General features: G+C 52.2%; 16 protein-coding genes. 6 read left to right on the plus strand and 10 right to left on the minus strand.

What is annotated here, in order from left to right; translation table 11 throughout:
- Positions 1 to 117 precede the first annotated feature (117 nt).
- Positions 118 to 594: a hypothetical protein gene (locus tag CKL79_RS14000; RefSeq protein WP_121970201.1), complete on the plus strand. Its 477-nt coding sequence runs from the start codon at positions 118 to 120 to the stop codon at positions 592 to 594.
- Between the two features lie 17 nt (positions 595 to 611).
- The gene (locus CKL79_RS14005; RefSeq protein ID WP_121970202.1) at positions 612 to 1310 is read left to right on the plus strand and encodes a HEAT repeat domain-containing protein; all 699 of its coding nucleotides are present in this window, start codon (positions 612 to 614) and stop codon (positions 1308 to 1310) included.
- A gap of 343 nt (positions 1311 to 1653) precedes the next feature.
- On the opposite strand, the gene gndA is transcribed toward CKL79_RS14005, so the two are convergent.
- From gndA to CKL79_RS14020, 3 genes are all read right to left on the minus strand, one after another.
- Complete coding sequence (gene gndA / locus CKL79_RS14010) at positions 1654 to 3063, minus strand: NADP-dependent phosphogluconate dehydrogenase (protein WP_121970203.1); 1410 nt, start codon at positions 3061 to 3063, stop codon at positions 1654 to 1656.
- A gap of 189 nt (positions 3064 to 3252) precedes the next feature.
- Entirely contained in the window at positions 3253 to 5088 is a 1836-nt protein-coding gene (locus CKL79_RS14015) for a glycoside hydrolase family 10 protein (RefSeq protein WP_121970204.1), read from the minus strand.
- 6 nt (positions 5089 to 5094) lie between these two features.
- Complete coding sequence (locus CKL79_RS14020) at positions 5095 to 5442, minus strand: translation initiation factor (protein WP_121970205.1); 348 nt, start codon at positions 5440 to 5442, stop codon at positions 5095 to 5097.
- 165 nt (positions 5443 to 5607) lie between these two features.
- On the opposite strand from CKL79_RS14020, the gene CKL79_RS14025 reads away from it, so the two are divergent.
- Positions 5608 to 6348 carry a rhomboid family intramembrane serine protease gene (locus tag CKL79_RS14025; protein WP_121970206.1) on the plus strand — a complete coding sequence of 247 codons (741 nt, stop codon included), beginning with the start codon at positions 5608 to 5610 and terminating at the stop codon, positions 6346 to 6348.
- 78 nt (positions 6349 to 6426) lie between these two features.
- Here the strand turns inward: CKL79_RS14025 and CKL79_RS14030 are convergent, their stop codons facing one another.
- Complete coding sequence (locus tag CKL79_RS14030; protein ID WP_121970207.1) at positions 6427 to 10344, minus strand: Ig-like domain-containing protein; 3918 nt, start codon at positions 10342 to 10344, stop codon at positions 6427 to 6429.
- 814 nt (positions 10345 to 11158) lie between these two features.
- On the opposite strand from CKL79_RS14030, the gene CKL79_RS14035 reads away from it, so the two are divergent.
- Positions 11159 to 12076, plus strand: coding sequence for a sulfotransferase (locus tag CKL79_RS14035; protein WP_121970208.1), 918 nt, complete (start codon positions 11159 to 11161; stop codon positions 12074 to 12076).
- A gap of 20 nt (positions 12077 to 12096) precedes the next feature.
- On the opposite strand, the gene CKL79_RS23190 is transcribed toward CKL79_RS14035, so the two are convergent.
- Positions 12097 to 12240, minus strand: coding sequence for a hypothetical protein (locus CKL79_RS23190; protein ID WP_170944064.1), 144 nt, complete (start codon positions 12238 to 12240; stop codon positions 12097 to 12099).
- 120 nt (positions 12241 to 12360) lie between these two features.
- On the opposite strand from CKL79_RS23190, the gene CKL79_RS14040 reads away from it, so the two are divergent.
- Complete coding sequence (locus CKL79_RS14040) at positions 12361 to 13440, plus strand: ABC transporter ATP-binding protein (protein WP_121970209.1); 1080 nt, start codon at positions 12361 to 12363, stop codon at positions 13438 to 13440.
- Between the two features lie 31 nt (positions 13441 to 13471).
- Here CKL79_RS14040 and CKL79_RS14045 read toward each other — a convergent pair whose 3' ends face one another.
- A complete protein-coding gene (locus tag CKL79_RS14045) occupies positions 13472 to 13942 on the minus strand; it encodes a hypothetical protein (RefSeq protein WP_121970210.1) in 471 nt (156 codons plus the stop codon).
- Between the two features lie 241 nt (positions 13943 to 14183).
- Between CKL79_RS14045 and CKL79_RS14050 the strand changes: the two genes are divergently transcribed.
- Positions 14184 to 14867 carry a methyltransferase gene (locus CKL79_RS14050; RefSeq protein WP_121970211.1) on the plus strand — a complete coding sequence of 228 codons (684 nt, stop codon included), beginning with the start codon at positions 14184 to 14186 and terminating at the stop codon, positions 14865 to 14867.
- A gap of 176 nt (positions 14868 to 15043) precedes the next feature.
- Here the strand turns inward: CKL79_RS14050 and CKL79_RS14055 are convergent, their stop codons facing one another.
- From CKL79_RS14055 to CKL79_RS14070, 4 genes are all read right to left on the minus strand, one after another.
- Positions 15044 to 16690, minus strand: coding sequence for a tetratricopeptide repeat protein (locus CKL79_RS14055; RefSeq protein WP_121970212.1), 1647 nt, complete (start codon positions 16688 to 16690; stop codon positions 15044 to 15046).
- Between the two features lie 36 nt (positions 16691 to 16726).
- Complete coding sequence (locus tag CKL79_RS14060) at positions 16727 to 18067, minus strand: NACHT domain-containing protein (RefSeq protein WP_240518862.1); 1341 nt, start codon at positions 18065 to 18067, stop codon at positions 16727 to 16729.
- Between the two features lie 59 nt (positions 18068 to 18126).
- Positions 18127 to 18609 (minus strand): carboxypeptidase regulatory-like domain-containing protein, encoded by a 483-nt coding sequence (locus tag CKL79_RS14065; RefSeq protein ID WP_121970213.1) that lies wholly within the window; start codon positions 18607 to 18609, stop codon positions 18127 to 18129.
- Positions 18610 to 18731: 122 nt separating this feature from the next.
- Complete coding sequence (locus CKL79_RS14070; protein ID WP_121970214.1) at positions 18732 to 19004, minus strand: hypothetical protein; 273 nt, start codon at positions 19002 to 19004, stop codon at positions 18732 to 18734.
- Positions 19005 to 19027 lie beyond the last annotated feature (23 nt).

Raw genomic sequence — 19027 nt, forward strand, 5'->3', positions numbered from 1 at the left:
GACAACAACTTTTTAGAGACGAGCCGTTGCGCAAACTGACAGTCAAACTACCGGCAAAACTGTCAAGCGAACTAGCGCTAGTGTAGCTGCATATTTATAAAAAATAAAGGAACCGTCATGAACTCTTTTTCGCTAAGGGCTGCTGCTGAGACCGTTGCTTTGAGCGGGACGGTTGTCTCTGGCCATAGAGTGGCGTCTGGACAGGCTTCAGACAGCCCCTATCCCAAAGGGACAATTGAGATGCAAATGCCCTACTTTCAGGCACTTGGCATTGATCTTTCACCTTTCTATCCAGGCACTTTGAATGTCTCTATTGCGCCTTCCTGCTTTCAGCTGGTGCCTCAGCAAACCCTGCATCAAGTCAAATGGTCGCCCGAACATGCTGCTGAGAGCTTTTCATTTGTGCCGATTGGTCTCACCTGGCAGCAGCAAACCTATCGCGGCTTAGTTTATTACCCTCACCCCGAAACTAAAATTAATCACTTTCAAGATCCCGCTGTTTTAGAGCTGCTGCTGCCTCTAGTGCCGGGGATCGCTGGCGGCAGCCAGGTTACACTCACAGCGTCAGCCAGCGAACTTATAATAGAGCGGTAGCCTTATTTCAGGACGCCATGACGCAGCCCGACCTCGAAACCCTTGCCCAGCAGCTAGAAACCGGCGACCTTAAAGATCGCAAGCTGGCGCTGGCAGCCCTACGCAATGTCCCGGCTGAGGAGGCAGTTCCTTTGATTAAAAAGGTACTGAAAGATAAAAACGATCAGGTGCGCTCAATGGCCATTTTTGCATTGGGGATCAAGCAAACAGATGAGTGCTATGACCTGCTGATCAATATCTTAGAGGGCGACCCGGACTATGGCATTCGCGCCGATGCCGCTGGTGCGCTGGGCTATCTAGAAGATCCTCGTGCTTTTGATCCGCTGGTGCGGGCTTTTTACGAAGATGTTGACTGGCTGGTGCGCTTCAGTGCGGCGGTATCTTTGGGTAATCTCAAAAACCCTGAGGCCCATGATGTGCTGATCGCTGCACTGGGCAGTAAAGAAGTGGTGATCCAGCAGGCAGCGATCGCCGCTCTCGGAGAAATCAAAGACCTCTCTGCTGTAGATAACATTTTGGCCTTTGCCCAAGCAGACGATTGGCTGGTTCGTCAGCGCTTAGCCGAAGCGTTAGGGAATCTACCCACCGAAAAAAGTGTTTCCGCCCTGCGTTACTTAGCAAAAGACGACCATTCCCAAGTTGCTGAAGCGGCTCGGATCTCACTGGAGCATTTGAATAGTGTTATGGGAGAACAGGGCGACATAGCCCAACCCTAAACCCCAGCCAAAATCAGCTGCCGCCTGAGTACTATAGAGCCAAACAAAGTAGGTTTTTATACTTCAATGGCCCGCCTTCACTCGTTTTCTACCGATCGAGTCGTTTTCTCCCTTAGGTGCTCCAGGCTATCAATGGGGTGTGGCTGTCTATTGGTCGGGAGTATTTATCTGAGCCTGGTCAATCTAAATACGCTAGCTCAACATGACGACTAGAGAAGCCGTTGCCTTCAAAGAGACAGCGTCCAGTACAGCTAGAGATTCTCTGTAGACTAAAAAAGCACCCCGCTCGTGCGAAGTGCCTTTACGCAAATTAGAAGTCGCTACAGTACTCAGGCTTGATCAGCTACTCCATCCACTCGGTATGGAAGAAGCCATCTTTGTCGGTGCGCTCATAGGTGTGAGCGCCGAAGTAGTCGCGCTGAGCCTGGGTGAGGTTTTGCGGCAAGCGGCTGCGGCGATAGCTATCGAAGTAGTCAAGAGAAGCGCTAAAGGCAGGCACCGGAATCCCGACTTTGGCTGCCGTAGCAATTACCTCGCGCCACGCGCTCTGTCGGTCTAGGATAGTCTGCTTGAACTCAGGCGCTAGCAGCAAATTGGGCAGCTTGCCATCTTGATCGTAGGCATGCTTGATTTTGTTTAAGAAGGCCGCTCGAATGATGCAGCCCCCCTTCCAAATCCGGGCGGTTTCTCCCAAATCTAGGCTATAGCCATTCATATCAGAAGCCTTACTGAGCAGATCCATACCTTGAGCGTACGAGCAGATCTTTGAGCAGTACAGCGCATCACGAATTTTGTTGACAAATTCTTTGGTATCGCCGTCAAAGCTAGCCGAGGGGCCATTGAGCTGAGGCGCGGCTATTGCTCGCTCTTCTTTAATCGCCGACATGATCCGCGCATTCACAGCCGCGGTAATCGTGGGAATGCTCACACCGATATCTAGCGCACTCATCACCGTCCAGCGACCAGTTCCTTTTTGCCCGGCTTTATCGACAATCAGCTCAACTAGCGGCTTGCCGGTTTCATCATCCATTTTGGTGAAGATGTTGGCGGTAATCTCAATCAGGAATGAATCGAGTTCCTCGGTTTTATTCCACTCTGCAAAAATCTCGTGCAGCTCTTTATGACCGAGCCCTAGCACGTTTTTGAGCAGATCGTAGGCTTCTGCAATCAGCTGCATATCGCCGTACTCAATACCGTTGTGCACCATTTTGACAAAGTGACCGGAGCCGCCTGGCCCGATGTAGGTAACGCAGGGGCCGTCGTCTACCTGGGCAGCAATTTTGGTGACGATTGGTTCAATCGCGTCGTAGGCGGCTTTGCTGCCGCCGGGCATGAGGCTAGGGCCATTGAGGGCGCCTTCTTCGCCGCCGCTAACGCCCATGCCGATGAAGTTAAAGCCAGCGGCTTCGAGTTCTTTCACGCGGCGCTCGGTGTCCTCGTAGAGGGAGTTGCCGCCGTCGATGATCATATCGTCTGGGTCCAGCAAAGGTTTGAGCTGCCCAATGACAGCATCTACCGGTTTACCGGCCTGTACCATCATCAAGATGCGTCGGGGACGCTCTAGGGCAGCAACAAATTCTTCCAGGGAGTAGGTGGGGACTACATTTTTGCCCTCGGTGCGGTTTTTCATGAAGGCATCAGTTTTCTCGCGGGAGCGGTTGTAAACCGCAATCGGAAAACCGTTGCGCTCAATATTGAGCGCAATATTCTCGCCCATGACCGCCAGGCCAATTACACCAAAACTCTGTGCCATAAACTCTCCATTACTTAGTCTTTTGTATAGCCATTTTGTATAGCTATCTGTATTCGGCCTGACAATTGCAGTAATGCCGAATCCTCATTCAATCCTCAGAGGCTGCTAAGACTTTAAACAAAGCTGTCAGTTTTTCCTATTAAGGAGAGGGAAAGTTTTTGGCAAATAGAAAAATCTATGTCTATGGGACTACTGGGAGTACTTTCCTCTGGGGTAAGTGGCCTGGTTGGGAAAGATTTCCTGTAGAGCGGCCTGGCGTGCGGCTGGGGTCTCTTGGGGGCTGAGGTTCCACAGGGTTTCGTAGAAGAAAAAGGAAACGCCCGCAAAGTTGCGATCGCGCACCGCCTCTACCTGCTCAGCAATCTGGGCCATCGGCACAGAGCGTCCTCGCAACCCGCTTAAGATTCCAATGCTGGTAGGGACGTGGCTGCGAGCAAAATCTGCTGCATCTTGACTCATTTCCCAGACAAAGCGACCTAGGTCATTGCGGTAGAGCTGAATGATGATTTCCTCGGCGTAGCCTCGCTTTACCCAGGTATCCCAGTCTTGCAGGTAATACTCGTAGGCAAATACGTGCGGATTGGGGGAGACGGACATGATGGCCCCAGGGCGATAGGTTTTGAGCGTGGCAAAGGCCTGGCCCATGAAGTCAGTAATTTTGTCGGCACGCCAGCGTGTCCATTCGGCATCTTGAGTATCTTCGGGCGGCAATTGACCCTGGTGCTCTTGCTGATAGAGATTTACCGTGAAGGGATCATAGCCGTAGTCAGAGGGCAGTCCCATGTGATCATCGACTTGAAAACCATCGATGTCGTAATTGGCTGCTAGCTCCGCAATCAGCTCTAAGATGAATGACTGCACTTGAGGATGAAATGGATTGAGCCAGACCCGCTCGTGCTCGCCTTCGGGGGTGGTCAAGCTACCGTCCTGCTTTTGAGTTAGCCACTCCGGATGGCGGCGGGCTAGGGCTGAGTCGGCAGGGGCCATAAAGCCAAACTCAAACCAGGGGAGCACTTTGAGATTGCGGCTATGGGCAATTTCGATGAGCTCTAGCAGCATATCGCGATCGCCCTGCGCGGCTTCTAAGGCTGCCTGTCGTCCGGTGAAATCTGAGTCGGGGTATAGCCCCTGCCGGTAGCCAGTCACCCGCTCGGCTACCCGACTAGGAAACAAGGTGTAGCCCCAGTTCCATACAGTTGGGTACACCGTATTGAAGTTCAGGTCCGCCAGTCTGTTTAGGGCAGGTTCTAATGTGGCCCGGGAAAAAAGCACGTTGCTGTCAATATTGGTGAGCCAGACGCCGCGCAGTTCACTGGTGGGAGCAGTGACAGCAGGCGGGGGTTCAACCACAACAGACAGCGGCTCGGGGACAGTTGCCGCTGTCCGCGCGTCTAAACTGGCCCGGCAAATCGACGCGGCCCCCTCAGCCAGCGTCATATTTCGGCGAGGGCGCAGCTGCGATCGGCTACTGGAGTCACCTTCTGCATCGACGACATAACCAGCCGCCAGCGCCGCTGCTACCCCTTCACGGGCGCTGCGGGGAATCAACAGAGCATCGCGAAACGTCGCATAAAGGGTACGGGTGGCATCCGCCTGATAGGGCGTAGCTGAGCCTGAGGTTAGAATGGCCAGTGCCTGCGCCCGGCCTACGGGTCGCTGTAGGCGAGCATCTTGACCGAGGGCAGCCATCAGCAGCGCTTCTGTCTCAGAGCTGGCCTCGTCAAAAGTGAGTCCTAACGCTTCGTTCGCGCTGGCAAACGCGCCGGGGAATGCCTTGAGCACAGCGTCCGCAAATTCGGCCTGGGTGAGCGAACTGCTCGGATAGCGACCATTCACCGTGCGCTGGTCAAATACTCGCTGCGCCACTAGCGACTGAACACAAGGCTCAGCCCAGTGACCGGCAAAGCCAGTGGTAATTGCCTGTGCCCGGTTGAAACCAAACTGGCTGAAGCTGCCCAGCAGTGCCGAACAAACAATTCCTAATAAAAACGCTACACCTATCTGCCTACGCCGCCTGTGCCCCATTGCCCTTTACCCTCCGCTAATTTTAGCTTTATAGCCTTTGTCTATCAGTAGGGAGACAAGCTTAGCTGCGTGCTCTCCCTGAATTTCGACTGTGTTCTCTCTGACCGTACCACCCGAGCCACACTGGGCTTTGAGCTGTTTGGCCAGTGCCTCAATTGTCTCGGGCCGATGGGTGAAGCCGCTAATGATGGTGACGCTTTTGCCCTTCCGTCCCTTGCGAGAAACCTGTACCCGCAGGTCTTGCTGGCCCGGCGGCAAATCCGGAACGGCTCGCTCTGTGGCGGCTGAAGCAGTGCCAAATTCTGAATAGACCACTCGGTCGGTCGCCTGGTGACCTGTGTGTTTCTTTGTCATAAGTCTGAGTAAATCTTTAAATCTCCATCAGAGCAAGTTTACTGCCCCGTAGAGGGAATGTCTTTATTTACGCTATCTAGTAAATTGACTAGAAGAGGTGCTGATGCCCTCATGGCCGAGCTAATCGGCTTACTTCTTTACTGCCTATAACCGGAGACGACCGCTGTGGTTCCCATTCGTGATGATAATCCCGTCACTATCACGCCTTACGTGACTTACGGGCTGATAGCCCTGAACGTGTTGGTGTTTTTTTACGAGGCGACGCTGAGCGCTCCCAATCTGCAAACTCTGTTTGAGACGTTTGCGGTGGTGCCTAGAGATTTGAGCACCAGCTTTCACACCGGCTTTGGCGCGCCACATGTTTCTGAATGGGGTACGCTCCTTAGCGCTGAATTTCTGCACGCGGGCTTTTTCCACGTAGGGGGCAATATGCTCTACCTGTGGGTGTTTGGCAATAATGTAGAAGATCAGCTGGGGCACCTGAAGTTTTTGCTTTTTTATCTGGTGTGTGGCGTGCTGGCTTCGCTCTGTCAGTGGTATGTTTCGCCAGATTCGACGGTGCCGTCGCTAGGGGCAAGTGGAGCGATCGCTGGTGTCATGGGTGCTTACATTTTCCGCTTTCCTGAAGTGCGAGTGTTGACTTTCATTCCGATCTTCTTTACTGCCTTTCGAGTTCCGGCGCTGGTGTTTTTGGGTTTTTGGTTTTTGCAGCAGGCATTCTATGGCATTACCAGCCTAGGTGTCTCTGCCGATGTCGGCATGAATGGTGGCGTGGCTTACTGGGCACACGCGGGTGGCTTTGTCTTTGGGGCAGCTTTGGGCTACCTGCTAGGGCTCTTTAACGACGAGCAGGGCTATCCGGCAGAAACCGTCACAGAAAAAGCGTTGAACGAACCGCCCGAATAAAGAATAGTAGTCAACACGGTAATCAACAAAAAAGCCCGCACTATTACAGCGCGGGCTTTGTCGCGTTCACCTCAAACTTCAGACAATATCAATCTGGTTAGACTGCAAGCTGAAGCCGTTAGTGAAGGTAGCAATCTCAAAGGCTGAAGCACCACCGGTTCCATCTCGATCAAAGCTGAGCATCTTGCTGCTGGTGTTGTACAAGAAGGTAGCTTTATTGCTAGTGGCAGAAGGGTTGCTGCCGCTGATAAACGACGAGCTATCGAGCGTCATACCGGCCGATAGACCGCCGCCAAACCCGGCTGCTGAGATTTGCAGAATGTCGTTACTGCTAAAATCGACGATTTTGTCTTTGCCGTGAGTGGGGTCTTTGTAGACAAAGATATCCGCGCCGCCGCCGCCGAGCAGCTCATCTCGTCCATTGCCGCCTTCGATCACGTTGTTGCCGCTGTTGCCAATCAGCCAATCGTCATGCTCAGTTCCTACTAGCTTGCTGCCTGATAGAGATTTCGGATTGAAAACTTCCTTGTACCAGGCATCGCCCAGCTTGTCGTAGCCAGCAGCAGTAGGGTGCAGGCCATCATCGAAGTCAGTGGTGTAGCTATTGTCGCCGTTGATGTCTCCCACATCAAGACTGCCACCCGCGTTGACAAAAAAGACTTTCTTGCCCGCTGCTACTTTATCGCTTACTAACTGTGGAATGCGGGAGTTGTAGTCATTGATGTTATCTCTCTTTGCCTGAGTGCCCCGAGGCGCGTCTACTGGCGGAATTGAAGAGACATATATGTAGGCGGCAGGCGCAGCTTTACTAATTTCATCAATTAGAGTGCTGAGGCGATCGCGCATTGCAGTACCCGATGCTCCACCGTTAGCATCGTTAGTGCCAATCATCAGTAGAATGCCATCGGCTGGATACTGAGAGAGATTGCCGTTGCGAACCCACTCGGTCGTCTGCGAGATTGTCCGACCGGGAAAACCGGCGTGGTCTTTGTCTGCTAAGTCTGAGCCGCCGTTCCTTTGGCTACCGACAAAGTCAATAGAGAGGCCATCAGCGATCGCCCTATCTTCTAACTGCATGCGATATCCACCTGGTACAGCACCACTGCTATGCTGGCCAGCCGTGATCGAGTCGCCCAAGGGTATCAGCCGAGGCATTTTCAAGGCTCCAAACTCGGGTGACAGCCCAACGCCTGCATCGAGATTGAGAATGACACCGCCCGCGGTGCTGTTGCCACTTGGTGTATCGCCACCACCAGAGCCGCCACTGCCAGAGTCCGGATTTGTTGTGGTTCCGCCTTTGGGTATTAGCTCGATGTAGTCAACGCGAGCAACTTCGCCTACGTTCAGAAAGCCTTCAAGCTGAATCGTGTCGTTGGCCTTGAGCTGTACATCTGAGAACGTCCGCTCGCGCCGATTGCCAGATGAGGCACGCGAGTCACCCGTGTTCTCATCAAAGACGAAGCTCGTACTAAAGGCTGTGCCAGCCGTGATCTTGAGCGTTGATTTGCCGTCGTTTTCGTCGTGGTAGACCACTTTTAGGTCATAGGTGCCTGATACGCCAGTAAACTGGGTGGTCGCTGTGCTCTTGCCCCCTTCGTTAGGAACGCGGATCAGCTGACCGCCTGAGGCAAAGCTAGCGCTCTCCTTCTGATAGCCTACTAGCGTCATCGACTCAGCCTCGATACGCACGACGCTAGCAGTTCCACTCCCAGTACTACCGGTGCCAGTGCCGCCGGTTGCAGGCGCAGGATTGACTGCTACGCCAACGGTTGCGGTCGCACTGCCGCCTTTGCCATCGCTGATGCTGTAGCTGAAGCTGTCGTTACCGCTAAAGCCAGCTTTGGGGGTGTAGGTCAGAGTGCCGTTGGCATTGCTGCTAACTGTACCGTTGGCCGCGCCGCTGACACCAGCGATGCTGAGCAAGTCGCCATCGGGGTCACTGTCATTACTCAACACGTTGATAGCGACTGGTGTGCCTGCTTGGGTGGTGGCACTGTCATTACCGGCCACAGGTGCTCTGTTGACCGGTGTTGGCGTCGTCGTCGTTCCGCCTTTGGGTATTAGCTCAATGTAGTCAACGCGAGCAACTTCGCCTACGTTCAGGAAGCCTTCAAGCTGAATCGTATCGTTGGTATTGAGCTGTACATCTGAGAACGTCCGCTCGCGCCGATTGCCAGATGAGGCACGCGAGTCACCCGTGTTCTCATCAAAGACGAAGCTCGTACTAAAGGCTGTGCCAGCCGTGATCTTGAGCGTTGATTTGCCGTCGTTTTCGTCGTGGTAGACCACTTTTAGGTCATAGGTGCCTGATACGCCAGTAAACTGGGTGGTCGCTGTGCTCTTGCCCCCTTCGTTAGGAACGCGGATCAGCTGACCGCCTGAGGCAAAGCTAGCGCTCTCCTTCTGATAGCCTACTAGCGTCATCGACTCAGCCTCGATGCGCACGACGCTAGCAGTGCCGCCACCAGTACTACCGGTGCCAGTGCCGCCGGTTGCAGGCGCAGGATTGACTGCTACGCCAACGGTTGCGGTCGCACTGCCGCCTTTGCCATCGCTGACGCTGTAGCTGAAGCTGTCGTTACCGCTAAAGCCAGCCTTAGGTGTGTAGGTCAGAGTGCCGTTGGTATTGCTACTGACCGTGCCATTGGCTGCGCTACTGACGCCAGAGATACTGAGCGAATCACCATCGGGGTCGCTGTCATTGCTCAACACATTGATAGCGACTGGCGTGCCTGCCTGGGTAGTGGCGCTATCGTTACCGGCTACAGGTGCCTTGTTAGTCGGTGCTGGAGGTGTCGTAGTTCCACCAGTTCCGCCCTGGGGTATCAGCTCAATGTAGTCAACGCGAGCAACTTCGCCTACGTTCAGGAAGCCTTCAAGCTGAATCGTGTCGTTGGCCTTGAGCTGTATCCCTGAGAACGTCCGCTCGCGCCGATTGCCGGATGAGGCGCGCGAGTCACCTGTGTTCTCATCAAAGACGAAGCTCGTACTAAAGGCTGTACCAGCCGTAATCTTGAGCGTTGACTTACCATCGCTCTCATCGTGATAGACCACTTTCAGGTCATAGGTGCCTGCTGCGCCGGTAAACTGAGTGGTGGCCGTGCTCTTGCCCCCTTCGTTGGGAACACGGATCAGCTGACCGCCTGAGGCAAAGCTAGCGCTCTCCTTCTGATAGCCTACTAGCGTCATCGATTCAGCCTCGATACGCACGACGCTAGCAGTACTACTGCTGGTGGCAGCACTGCCGCTAGTAGCACTGTTGCTAGTAATGCTGGTTGAAGGTGCAGGATTGACTACTACGCCAACGGTCGCAGTTGCGCTACCGCCTTTGCCATCGCTGATGCTGTAGCTGAAACTGTCATTACCGCTAAAGCCATCCTTGGGCGTGTAGGTCAGAGTGCCGTTGGTATTGCTGCTGACCGTACCGTTGGCCGCGCCGCTGACGCCAGCGATGCTGAGCGAGTCGCCATCAGGGTCGCTATCATTACCCATAACGTTGATAATAATTGGCGTACCTGCTTGGGTGGTGGCACTGTCATTACCGGCCACAGGTACTCTGTTAGCCGGTGTGGGTGTGGGTGTTGTCGTCCCTTTAGGGATTAGCTCGATGTAATCGACGCGAGCGACTTCTCCTGCGTCTAAAGTGCCCCTGAGTTCGATGGTGTCGCCAGCTTTAAGGGCGATATCAACCGGAACCCTGCGTACTACCCGATTGCTACTAGAAGCTCTAGTACCGCCGGGGCTATTGTCAAACTTCCAGGAATCTTGACGAGTGCCATTGATCCACAGCTCCATACTTGATTGCCCATCGCTTTCGTCGAAGTAGGCGATGTCGATGCTGTAGTTGCCAGCCGTTACGCCATTACCAAGGGTGGTTTTGATAGAGCCCGTATCGTCAGTGATTCTAGCTAGCGCGCCTGACGAGGCAAAATTCTGTGTTTCAACGGCGTAGTTTTCTAAGGTTAGCGATTCTGCTTCGAGACGAATGTTAGCCATAGAGAGTCTATGTAAATAGTTCAGGATTAGAAATTGATGGTCAGCTTGGCCGTCTGAGTAGAGGATGGGGTCGGGTTTTCGGCTTATGTGTTTGGCTCGATAGCCACCGGACAAAAAGCAACGTGGAAAAACCTCTCATCTCCCTTCAGGTCGGCTAGATGAAATAAGAATGATGCTGGGTGAACTGATTTCTGATAACTTATCCCGCTGCATCCTGCTGATAACAGGAGGTCGAGTATGAAGTCTTTTCAAACTTGGGCAGGCGTTTGCAGATCAAAGCTTCATGGAAGCCCAAAAGCCTTAAAGCAGCTAAAACCGTCAGGAACTACGTACCGGCGCTAAGAAATCTGAGATTTGTATGGTGATAAATAGCTGAATAGAAATAAACGAAGTCAACACCTTGCCGTCACACTAAGCGGTCTTGGCTGAGAGATGCTGTGCTGACTTGAACTATTAGAATCCTGAATACTGACATCCTGCGCAGTCGGAGTGTTGGCCCGGTAGAGTATTGACCTGTTTTACTCAGGCCCATAAGCACAAAGCACTGGGTGTACTCCTGTACGCTGGAGGGAATAATGAGGATGGATGCTGCCCGTCGGTAGTAATACTAGCAATCCGTCCAAAAAAATAAGGTGAAGTTTGTTTGTAGATGACGCCAATGTTTTTGAAGATTTGGACTGCGAGGGCGTCTGTAGCTGAAGCTTTATCAAGTTATGACCAAACGATGTATGTCTTGATAATCTCCGTAGCTTCGCGGCATTGGTACGGAGATGGGGTGCTTATACTGTAAAGCGTTACTTTTTGAGTGTTTGGTATGGCTCTTCCCAATTTTTTGATCTTTGGCGTCCAAAAAGCTGGGACGACCTCTATTTATAACTACTTAAATCAGCACCCTCAGGTATATGTTAGTCCGCGTAAAGAGACTGATTTTTTCGGGCGTGAACTGGTAGATGGCGTCGCCACCAGTCAGGGGAAGGCAGTGCCTCAGCTGACTCGGGGCGGGCGGCAGCAGATTTTGTTACTAGCAGACTACCAGGCGCTGTTTGAAGGGGTGACTGATGAGGTCGCTATTGGGGAAGCTTCACCTAACTATTTGTTTCTGCATCAGCAGGCTGTTCCTAACATTCAAAAATATGTGCCTGAGGCCAAGCTGATTGCTGTGCTGCGCAACCCAATTAGCCGGGCTTATTCGGACTATTTGATGCATGTGCGCCAGGTGGTGGGCAATCTAAAGCCGCTGTCTGAGCAGGTAGAAACCAGCGCGAATTCTTCACATACTTTGCTGAAGGGGCTTTACTACGAAGGAACTAAGCACTTTATAGAGACGTTTGGCTCAGAGCAGGTAAAGATCTTTTTATATGACGATCTGCGCAAAGATGCCGGGCAACTGATGCGGGACATCTACAATTTTGTTGGGGTAGACAGCAGCTTTGAGGCTAATACTAGCGAGCGCGGGCAAACTGCGCAGGTGCCTAAAAACCAGTCTGTCAATAAGCTTTTGCAGACTCAAAACCCTTTGCGAGCGGCGGTTGGAACGGTGCTGAGGACGGTCGTTTCTGAAGAAAATCGGCAGAAACTGCGATCGCGCCTGATTGATGCCAACTCTCAAGGGAAAGAAGGTCTACCGCTCTCAGATGAAGATCGGCTGCTGCTGCAAGATTACTACCGTGAAGATATCCTCCGGCTACAAGACCTGATCGGGCGCGACCTGTCAGGCTGGCTCAAAGAATAGACGCCTGCTGGTGACATTTGCTACATGAGAGATCCTAGAAAACTCACTGGCGCAGGAATCATTTCACCGCGAAAATCGAGTATTTGCACCAGTAGGAGGTATGCGATCGCCAGCAGAATAGACACCGCTCCGGTAATGATTGCCACGATTTTTGAGCGATCCATTAGCCTACGACCCGCTAGTAGTTAACCTCAGCGTCTGACCCGGATAGAAATCTCTAGTATTTCTGCGGTAGACACCTTCATCTTATCGTCTGTATATACCTAAGGTAAACGTGACTCTCTATGAATGTGGTTTCTCCTCCCAGCGCTAACGCCAGTCTGCCCGCTTCTCCAATCGCCGCTTCGACGATTGTGCATCGGCCCACAATTATTGCCACGCACGATTTGCGCAAGGTATATCGCACTGGCTTTTGGCTAAAGGCCGCGCCCCCTTCGCTCAAGCAGTGCTCGCTAGAAATTTACAAAGGAGAGACCTTTGGCCTGCTAGGGCCCAATGGAGCCGGTAAAACGACTCTGCTAAAGCTACTGCTCGGCATTATTCGCCCAACGGCTGGGTCGGCGACGCTGATGGGTCAACCTGCTGGCGATCGCAGCGTTAAGGCGCGCATTGGCTATTTACCTGAGAATCCTTACTTTTACGACTATCTGACGGGCCGGGAGTTTTTGAGCTATACGGCGGGTCTGTTTGGCATTACGGGTAAGGCCCAAAAGCAGCGGATTAACGAGCTATTAGATCTAGTGCAGCTAGACCGGCAGTCGGCTAACAAAAAACAGATGCGCCGCTATTCTAAGGGGATGCTACAGCGAGTCGGCATGGCGCAGGCGCTGATTAACGATCCTGAAATTGTCTTCCTCGATGAGCCGATGTCCGGCCTGGACCCCACCGGGCGGTTTCAGGTGCGCGAGATTATCCTATCTCTCAAAGAACAGGGAAAAACTCTATTTTTTAACAGCCATGTGCTTTCCGATGTGGAGATGATCTGCGATCGCATTGCCATTCTCGATCAGGGCGAACTGGTCTGTATGGGCTCCATTCACAAGCTGCTGGGCAACCCTACCTACTACCGGGTTAAAGGCAACGGCGGTAGCTTAGACATTTTGGATCAGTGGCTGAGCAATATTACGTTTGAAGGCGGCTACTGGCAAGGCGTTTTGTACGAAAACCCGTTTGAATTTATGGCAACGGCGCGGCTGATGAATGCCCATATTGCCAAGCTAGAGGTCGCTAAACCCACTCTGGAAGAATTCTTTATGGATCAGATTCGTCTGCGCCGAGAAGATGCGGATCGGGCGGCAACTGAGCAGACGGAGCGGAAGCGATCAAAGAAAAAGCGACTTTTTGGTAGGCTGAGCGCTCAGTAAGCCTTAAGGAGGGCAACTGTACAACCCCGCGTTAAAGCAAACGGCCTCCTTTCTCTAGCAAGATTTCTGTCACGAGCTGAGTATTTTCGGGCAGTGCTTCAACCGTTAGCTGGTATTTTTCTACCCTTAGTCGCGTCGGCGCAGCACCCGACATAAAGACCATAAAGCTGCTAGCAGCCGCCCCGATCACGGCCCCGAGCAGCGGCACTAAAACGAAAAATGGAACTTCGTTGCCCTGAATGGAGAGCAGATTGGGGACGCTGAGGGCAATAGTGACAATGAGGCTACCGGCGATCGCCCCGACCAGCCCACCTGTCGCCGCAGCGCTAGAAATTCCCGATTTGGGTTCTCTCTCTTCAGGTGTCGTCGCTTCCTCAGACGCTAGCACCTCAGCCATTTCTACATGTGAGAGCGATTTAGCCTCTAAAGCGCGCTTTGCCTGCTGTAGTGCCTGCTTTGTTTTAAAGCCTACGGCTATACGCTTATGTTCTACCTCAGTCACGGCGGTGGTTTCCTAAAATAATGGACATTTGGTTTTCTCGATTGCGATCAGTACTTTTCATCGTCTCTAATCACCGACCTTTTTGGATCTATAGCTTGATAGATTTAGTCAGCATCTCGCGGCGGCATTTCGTTTTACCTGATACGCCGAAGCCGTCAATCCAGAATCCTTTAAGATGGCAGTGATACGGTTTTTGCCGCCTAATCTGCTCTGCTGCTGATATTGACAGCATTTTCCTGCCATGACCGGTAATCCTTCAAACCTCTCCGAGCCAGAAAAAGAAAACGACTGGCGAAAGATTGCAGCGAAAAATCCGAATAACTTAAACCGGCGACGGCTGAGAACGGTTACTCAGGTACTGAAGCAATGCGGGGCCCGGCGCGTGATTGACTTAGGCTGTGGTGAGGGAAATTTGCTGCGATCGCTCATCAAAGACCCCGCATTTACACAGTTAACCGGCGTCGATATTTCTGATCAGGCTCTGGAGACAGCCAAAAGCCAGCTCAAAGGCGATTTGCCCGCCCATCAGCAAAACCGCCTTCAGCTCATACAGGGCTCTCTCGTCTGCCCAGATCAGCGTTTTCGGGGTTACGACGCTGCTGCTTTAGTAGAAGTCATCGAACACATAGAGCCCGACGGCATCGCTGCATTGGAACAGACCGTTTTCAACTTTGCTCAACCAAAAACGGTCATTGTGACGACGCCGAATATCGAATACAACATTTTGTACCCCATACCGCCTGGTCAACTGCGCGACCCCGATCACCGCTTTGAATGGACCCGGCAAGAATTTCGAGCCTGGGCTGAGCAAGCCGCTCAGCAATACGGTTACACAGTCACCTTTCAAGGCATTGGCGATGAATTTTACGATCTGGGGACGCCAACTCAGATGGGTGTATTTCAACGAGAGTGCCAGGACGGCTGAGCTGCGATCGCAAACTCTCCACTCAATATAATAACAACCGCCTGTAACCTACTGGAGCAGCCACCAGATGAGCAACACAAGTATCAGCCCTGCCAAGAACCAGATGATGAGAGGCATCCGCTGCCTGTGATGCGGCTTTGAGGGCGTAATAGCTGGCGCTTGTTTGGGCACTGCGACTATATCATTTGGCCCAGGTTACGAATGGCTTGGTCGCACTGCTCAACCAGCTCTTGTAGCTCCAAGCTTTTAAACAAAGTCTTTGCCGCTTCGTAGGATGATCGAGCCTTCCACTTTTGGTCGATTCTAGCGAGTACATTGCCTTTGTTGAAGTGAGTGATGGCTTCTCCGCGGCGATCGCCTATCTCCTGCGTAATTGCTAATGACTGCTGATGGAACTCAATTGCCCGCTGATACTGGCCCAGTGAATAGTACGCATTGCCAAGATTGCCAAGAGAATTGGCTTCGTCTTGGCGATCACCTATCTTCCGCTTAATTGTTAATGACTGCTGATGGAACTCAATCGCCCGCTGAGGCTGGCCTAGTGAATCGTATGCGTTGCCTAGATTGCCAAGAGAATTGGCTTGGCCTTGGCGATCACCTATCTTCCTCACAATCTCTAACTGCTGCTGGTGGAACTCAATCGCCCGCTGAGGCTGGCCTAGTGAATCGTATGCGTTGCCTAGATTGCCGAGAGAATTGGCTTCGCCTTGGCGATTGCCTATCTCCCTCGCAGTCTCTAGCGACTGCTGATGAAACTCAATTGCCCGCTGAGGCTGGCCTAGTGAATCGTATGCGTTGCCCAGTCTGCTGAGGGAATCAGCTTCGCTTTTGCGATCATCTGTTTCCCCCGCAATCTCTAACCACTGCTGATAGAACTCAACCGCCCTCTGATACTGGCCCAGTAAAAAGTACGCATTGCCCAGTCCGTGGAGTGAACTGGCTTCACCTTTGCGATCGCCTATCTCCCGCGCAATCTTCAAAGACTGTTCATAATATTCAATGGCTTGTTGTGATCGCCCGCTATATTCCAGCGCATTACCTAAATTTATAAGCGATCTCACTTGCCCTTCCAAGTTGTTGTTTGCTCGTGCCAAAGCCAACGCTTTCTCGTACAGTGCTAACGCCTCACCACGAGCATACTCCCGCTCATAAGCCTCACCAAGCGAGTTATACGACGTTATCAATAACGAAGACTCTGGTGAAGCCTCTTCCAATCCTTCAATCTGCCGCTGCAAATCAGCAATAGAAAGCTGGCCTGGACTGTCCGTCGTATCCACTTCACGAACCCTCGGCATCGGGTGCCCCGCCTCAGTCACCACCTTTGGCCGCGCTACAAACTCAAACACGCCGCCCCGCCAGCTCCAAAAATCTGGCGCTCTCTGCCCAATTCGCGTCGCCACCGCATCCGGCACCCACAGCACCACCGGAAACTCAAACCGCAGCAGCGCCTCCCGCGTCCACTGCAACGAAAAGAAAAACTTCTCCTGCTCCGACTTCTCCTCACTCAGCCGCACCCCCAACAGCGCCTCCGCATTCAGCACCGTCACCACCGCTGGCTCTCCCGTCTGTAGCACCGGCTCCTGCGCCACCAACGCCTCCAAAGTCGCCCGCAAACTTGGCCGCTTAAAATCTAGCCGCGCCTGAAAAGGCGTAATCCCCTGCGATTTTAGCTCCGCCTCATACTCACCGATAATAGACGCTTGTAAATTGCGATCATCACAGATCGCCACTAGCAACCCCAGCGTCTGCCCATTTGCCTTTACTGTGACTAATAGCTTTCGCAGCGCCCTTCGATTCAGAGCCTCTAAATCAGAATCAGGCATCTTTAAAGTCTCTCACAGTATCTCTACCAAAACTCTTCACGCATCAATTAGCCCCCGACGGCGCAGCAGATCAACAACTAAAGGATGCAAATCGTACCAAAGCTCATCATTCTCATACTCCAATACATATAGCCCATGCAACATCTCTAAAAAATCTGCACTCTTCGCATCTGGCGGAGAAAACGCTTGATAGGTCTGAGCCAGCAAACTATAGAGATTACTCCCCAAAGGGCGAGCGTATTGATTGCGGATCGACTTCACTGCCTTAGCCAAAATATCTTTGTCTATCTTGATATTGGTAGTCTCAGGCTCTACATCCATTTGCACCATGCATTCTAAGCAGCACTCCCGCCCCAATCGCACCATTTCCCTGAGCACACCGCCGCTTAACAGCACAATCTGTCGCTTAATATCTGGCTCAATCAAATCTTCAGGAATGCGCTTCTCTAACACCTTTTTCAATACCTCGACATTGGCCTCAATAGGTGTTGCATTCGGCTGATGAGCGGTCTCTCTAGGGAAGAACTTAGGAACACCCAAAAGCACAGTCCTTTCAGGATCTAAAGTAGTCATCAGGCCAGGCTCTCTCACTACCGCGATTGGAATGGTGAACACCACCCGAATATTGGGTGACATGAGTGACTGAATATTTTCTTGAAAGACAGATCGAATCACCGGCAAGTCTAGTTTATCCAAGTCATCGATAATGACCAAAACCTGCTTTTGAGTCGCCGCCTGAATTTCTCCCGCAATTAAGTCAATCTGCTGAGACAGGTCAGAAACTTTATTCTCGAAAGTTTCTTTGATTTCTTCTCTAAAAGCTCCCTCTTTTTGCAGCTTAGCCTTGAAAAAGTCAAAGATGTTCGCCCCGACAGATATCTCTTGCTTAAGCTGATCGGTGTAAACACGAGATTTGGTCTGTGTAAACCAATTAAGCAACCTATTTGCAGTACTTTCAGGGATAGAAACCTGTTTGCTACTTGCCTGCTCCAAAAGCTGAAGCGCAATTGAGTACAAAAGATTGATGTGGTTAACATCCGACATCTCCACCATAGCGGCAATAGAAAATCCCGCCACAAAAAGCCCATCCTGCCGCATCTGCTGAGCTAGCTGACCTAACAACGTAGATTTACCGCAGCCCCGATGCCCGGTAAAAATAAGCTTGTCGTTGTCCGCCATGGCCAAAATTTTACGTCTCAGCAATCCGAGCGTTGCCTGTCCGTAGGTCACCCGAAATTTTTCAACGTCTTTTTCTGAAAACAGAGGAAACTGGCTCAGGTTTCGATATGCCCTGGTAAACTGCTCCATGCGATCCATGTTCATTGCCTGCGAACCATGCCCCATCATACCGCCACGGTCAATGGTAGAGCCCCGCATCAAAAATCCCTAGCTCAAATGTTCGAGCCAGGGATTCCTTCAGATATTTTCAGGCGCAGCTACTCAGCTTTATGCTTAATCGCAAACCGACCGAAGCCGAGGCAGGCAGCAGCGATCGCCACTCCTCCCACAGCCATCCACGGCGAGGAACCTGCGTAGTGCACATCTCTCGCCTCAGTCTGAGAAACCCGATCCGCATCGATCCCCGCTGCGTCCACCGGCACTACCAAAATATCGCCGTGGCCTTCCCGCTGAATGTCAATCTCCCAGTCGCCGCTGATGGATTGGTCTGGAGTGAATGTAAAGCGTCCTCGGGCATCGGTCATGCCCTTGGCCCAGGGGCGATGTGGCTGCTCGGGAGAATAAATAGTAACGTTAGCCCCTTTGAGCGGTTCGCCATTGCTAAAAACTGACTGTACTTCTAGCGTGTTGCGGGTTTGTGCGTCGATGACGTAGTTAGTCTGTACCTGATGGGCAAATGCCTCGGTCGGCATGGCGGCCATACCCGCAGCCATAAGCATCAAAAACGGTAGCTGTTTCATAACGTGGCCCTCGTTTATTAGGAGGATTGAAGCATGGCTAATCTTTGGCAGATGACTGACGACGAAACCAAACAAATGGTATCAGCTTTTAGATATTTACTCTTAGAGACCACGCAAAGAGACTACGCAGAGGGCACATCCGTCAGGTCTTTGGCTTCCCAGTTTAAGACAGACGCCTCGACCCCTTCAGTGCGCTTGCGCTTAGAGTCGGCTTCAAACCAGGCGATAATCTGCTCAGTGGTGAGAGCCTCTACCGAGGTATCCAGGTCTTTGGCAATGTAGACCAGCAGCTTGGCCGTAGAGAGCGTCAGCCGGGTCAAAAACTTTTCGGGCGTGGTCATCAGCGCTGCGTCTACGGCAGCAGAGTCTTCGGGGGTTAAAAACTGTGGCGACATAGCATAGAAAAAGGTAGCTTTCG

The organism is Leptolyngbya sp. BC1307 (assembly GCF_002286735.1).
GTDB lineage: Bacteria > Cyanobacteriota > Cyanobacteriia > Phormidesmidales > Phormidesmidaceae > Phormidesmis.

Coding starts and splice junctions, on each gene's coding strand:
- CKL79_RS14000 (WP_121970201.1), top strand. CDS start 118: ATGAACTCTTTTTCGCTAAGGGCTGCTGCTGAGACCGTTGCTTTGAGC.
- CKL79_RS14005 (WP_121970202.1), top strand. CDS start 612: ATGACGCAGCCCGACCTCGAAACCCTTGCCCAGCAGCTAGAAACCGGC.
- gndA (WP_121970203.1), bottom strand. CDS start 3,063: ATGGCACAGAGTTTTGGTGTAATTGGCCTGGCGGTCATGGGCGAGAAT.
- CKL79_RS14015 (WP_121970204.1), bottom strand. CDS start 5,088: ATGGGGCACAGGCGGCGTAGGCAGATAGGTGTAGCGTTTTTATTAGGA.
- CKL79_RS14020 (WP_121970205.1), bottom strand. CDS start 5,442: ATGACAAAGAAACACACAGGTCACCAGGCGACCGACCGAGTGGTCTAT.
- CKL79_RS14030 (WP_121970207.1), bottom strand. CDS start 10,344: ATGGCTAACATTCGTCTCGAAGCAGAATCGCTAACCTTAGAAAACTAC.
- CKL79_RS14035 (WP_121970208.1), top strand. CDS start 11,159: ATGGCTCTTCCCAATTTTTTGATCTTTGGCGTCCAAAAAGCTGGGACG.
- CKL79_RS23190 (WP_170944064.1), bottom strand. CDS start 12,240: ATGGATCGCTCAAAAATCGTGGCAATCATTACCGGAGCGGTGTCTATT.
- CKL79_RS14040 (WP_121970209.1), top strand. CDS start 12,361: ATGAATGTGGTTTCTCCTCCCAGCGCTAACGCCAGTCTGCCCGCTTCT.
- CKL79_RS14050 (WP_121970211.1), top strand. CDS start 14,184: ATGACCGGTAATCCTTCAAACCTCTCCGAGCCAGAAAAAGAAAACGAC.
- CKL79_RS14055 (WP_121970212.1), bottom strand. CDS start 16,690: ATGCCTGATTCTGATTTAGAGGCTCTGAATCGAAGGGCGCTGCGAAAG.
- CKL79_RS14060 (WP_240518862.1), bottom strand. CDS start 18,067: ATGCGGGGCTCTACCATTGACCGTGGCGGTATGATGGGGCATGGTTCG.
- CKL79_RS14065 (WP_121970213.1), bottom strand. CDS start 18,609: ATGAAACAGCTACCGTTTTTGATGCTTATGGCTGCGGGTATGGCCGCC.
- CKL79_RS14070 (WP_121970214.1), bottom strand. CDS start 19,004: ATGTCGCCACAGTTTTTAACCCCCGAAGACTCTGCTGCCGTAGACGCA.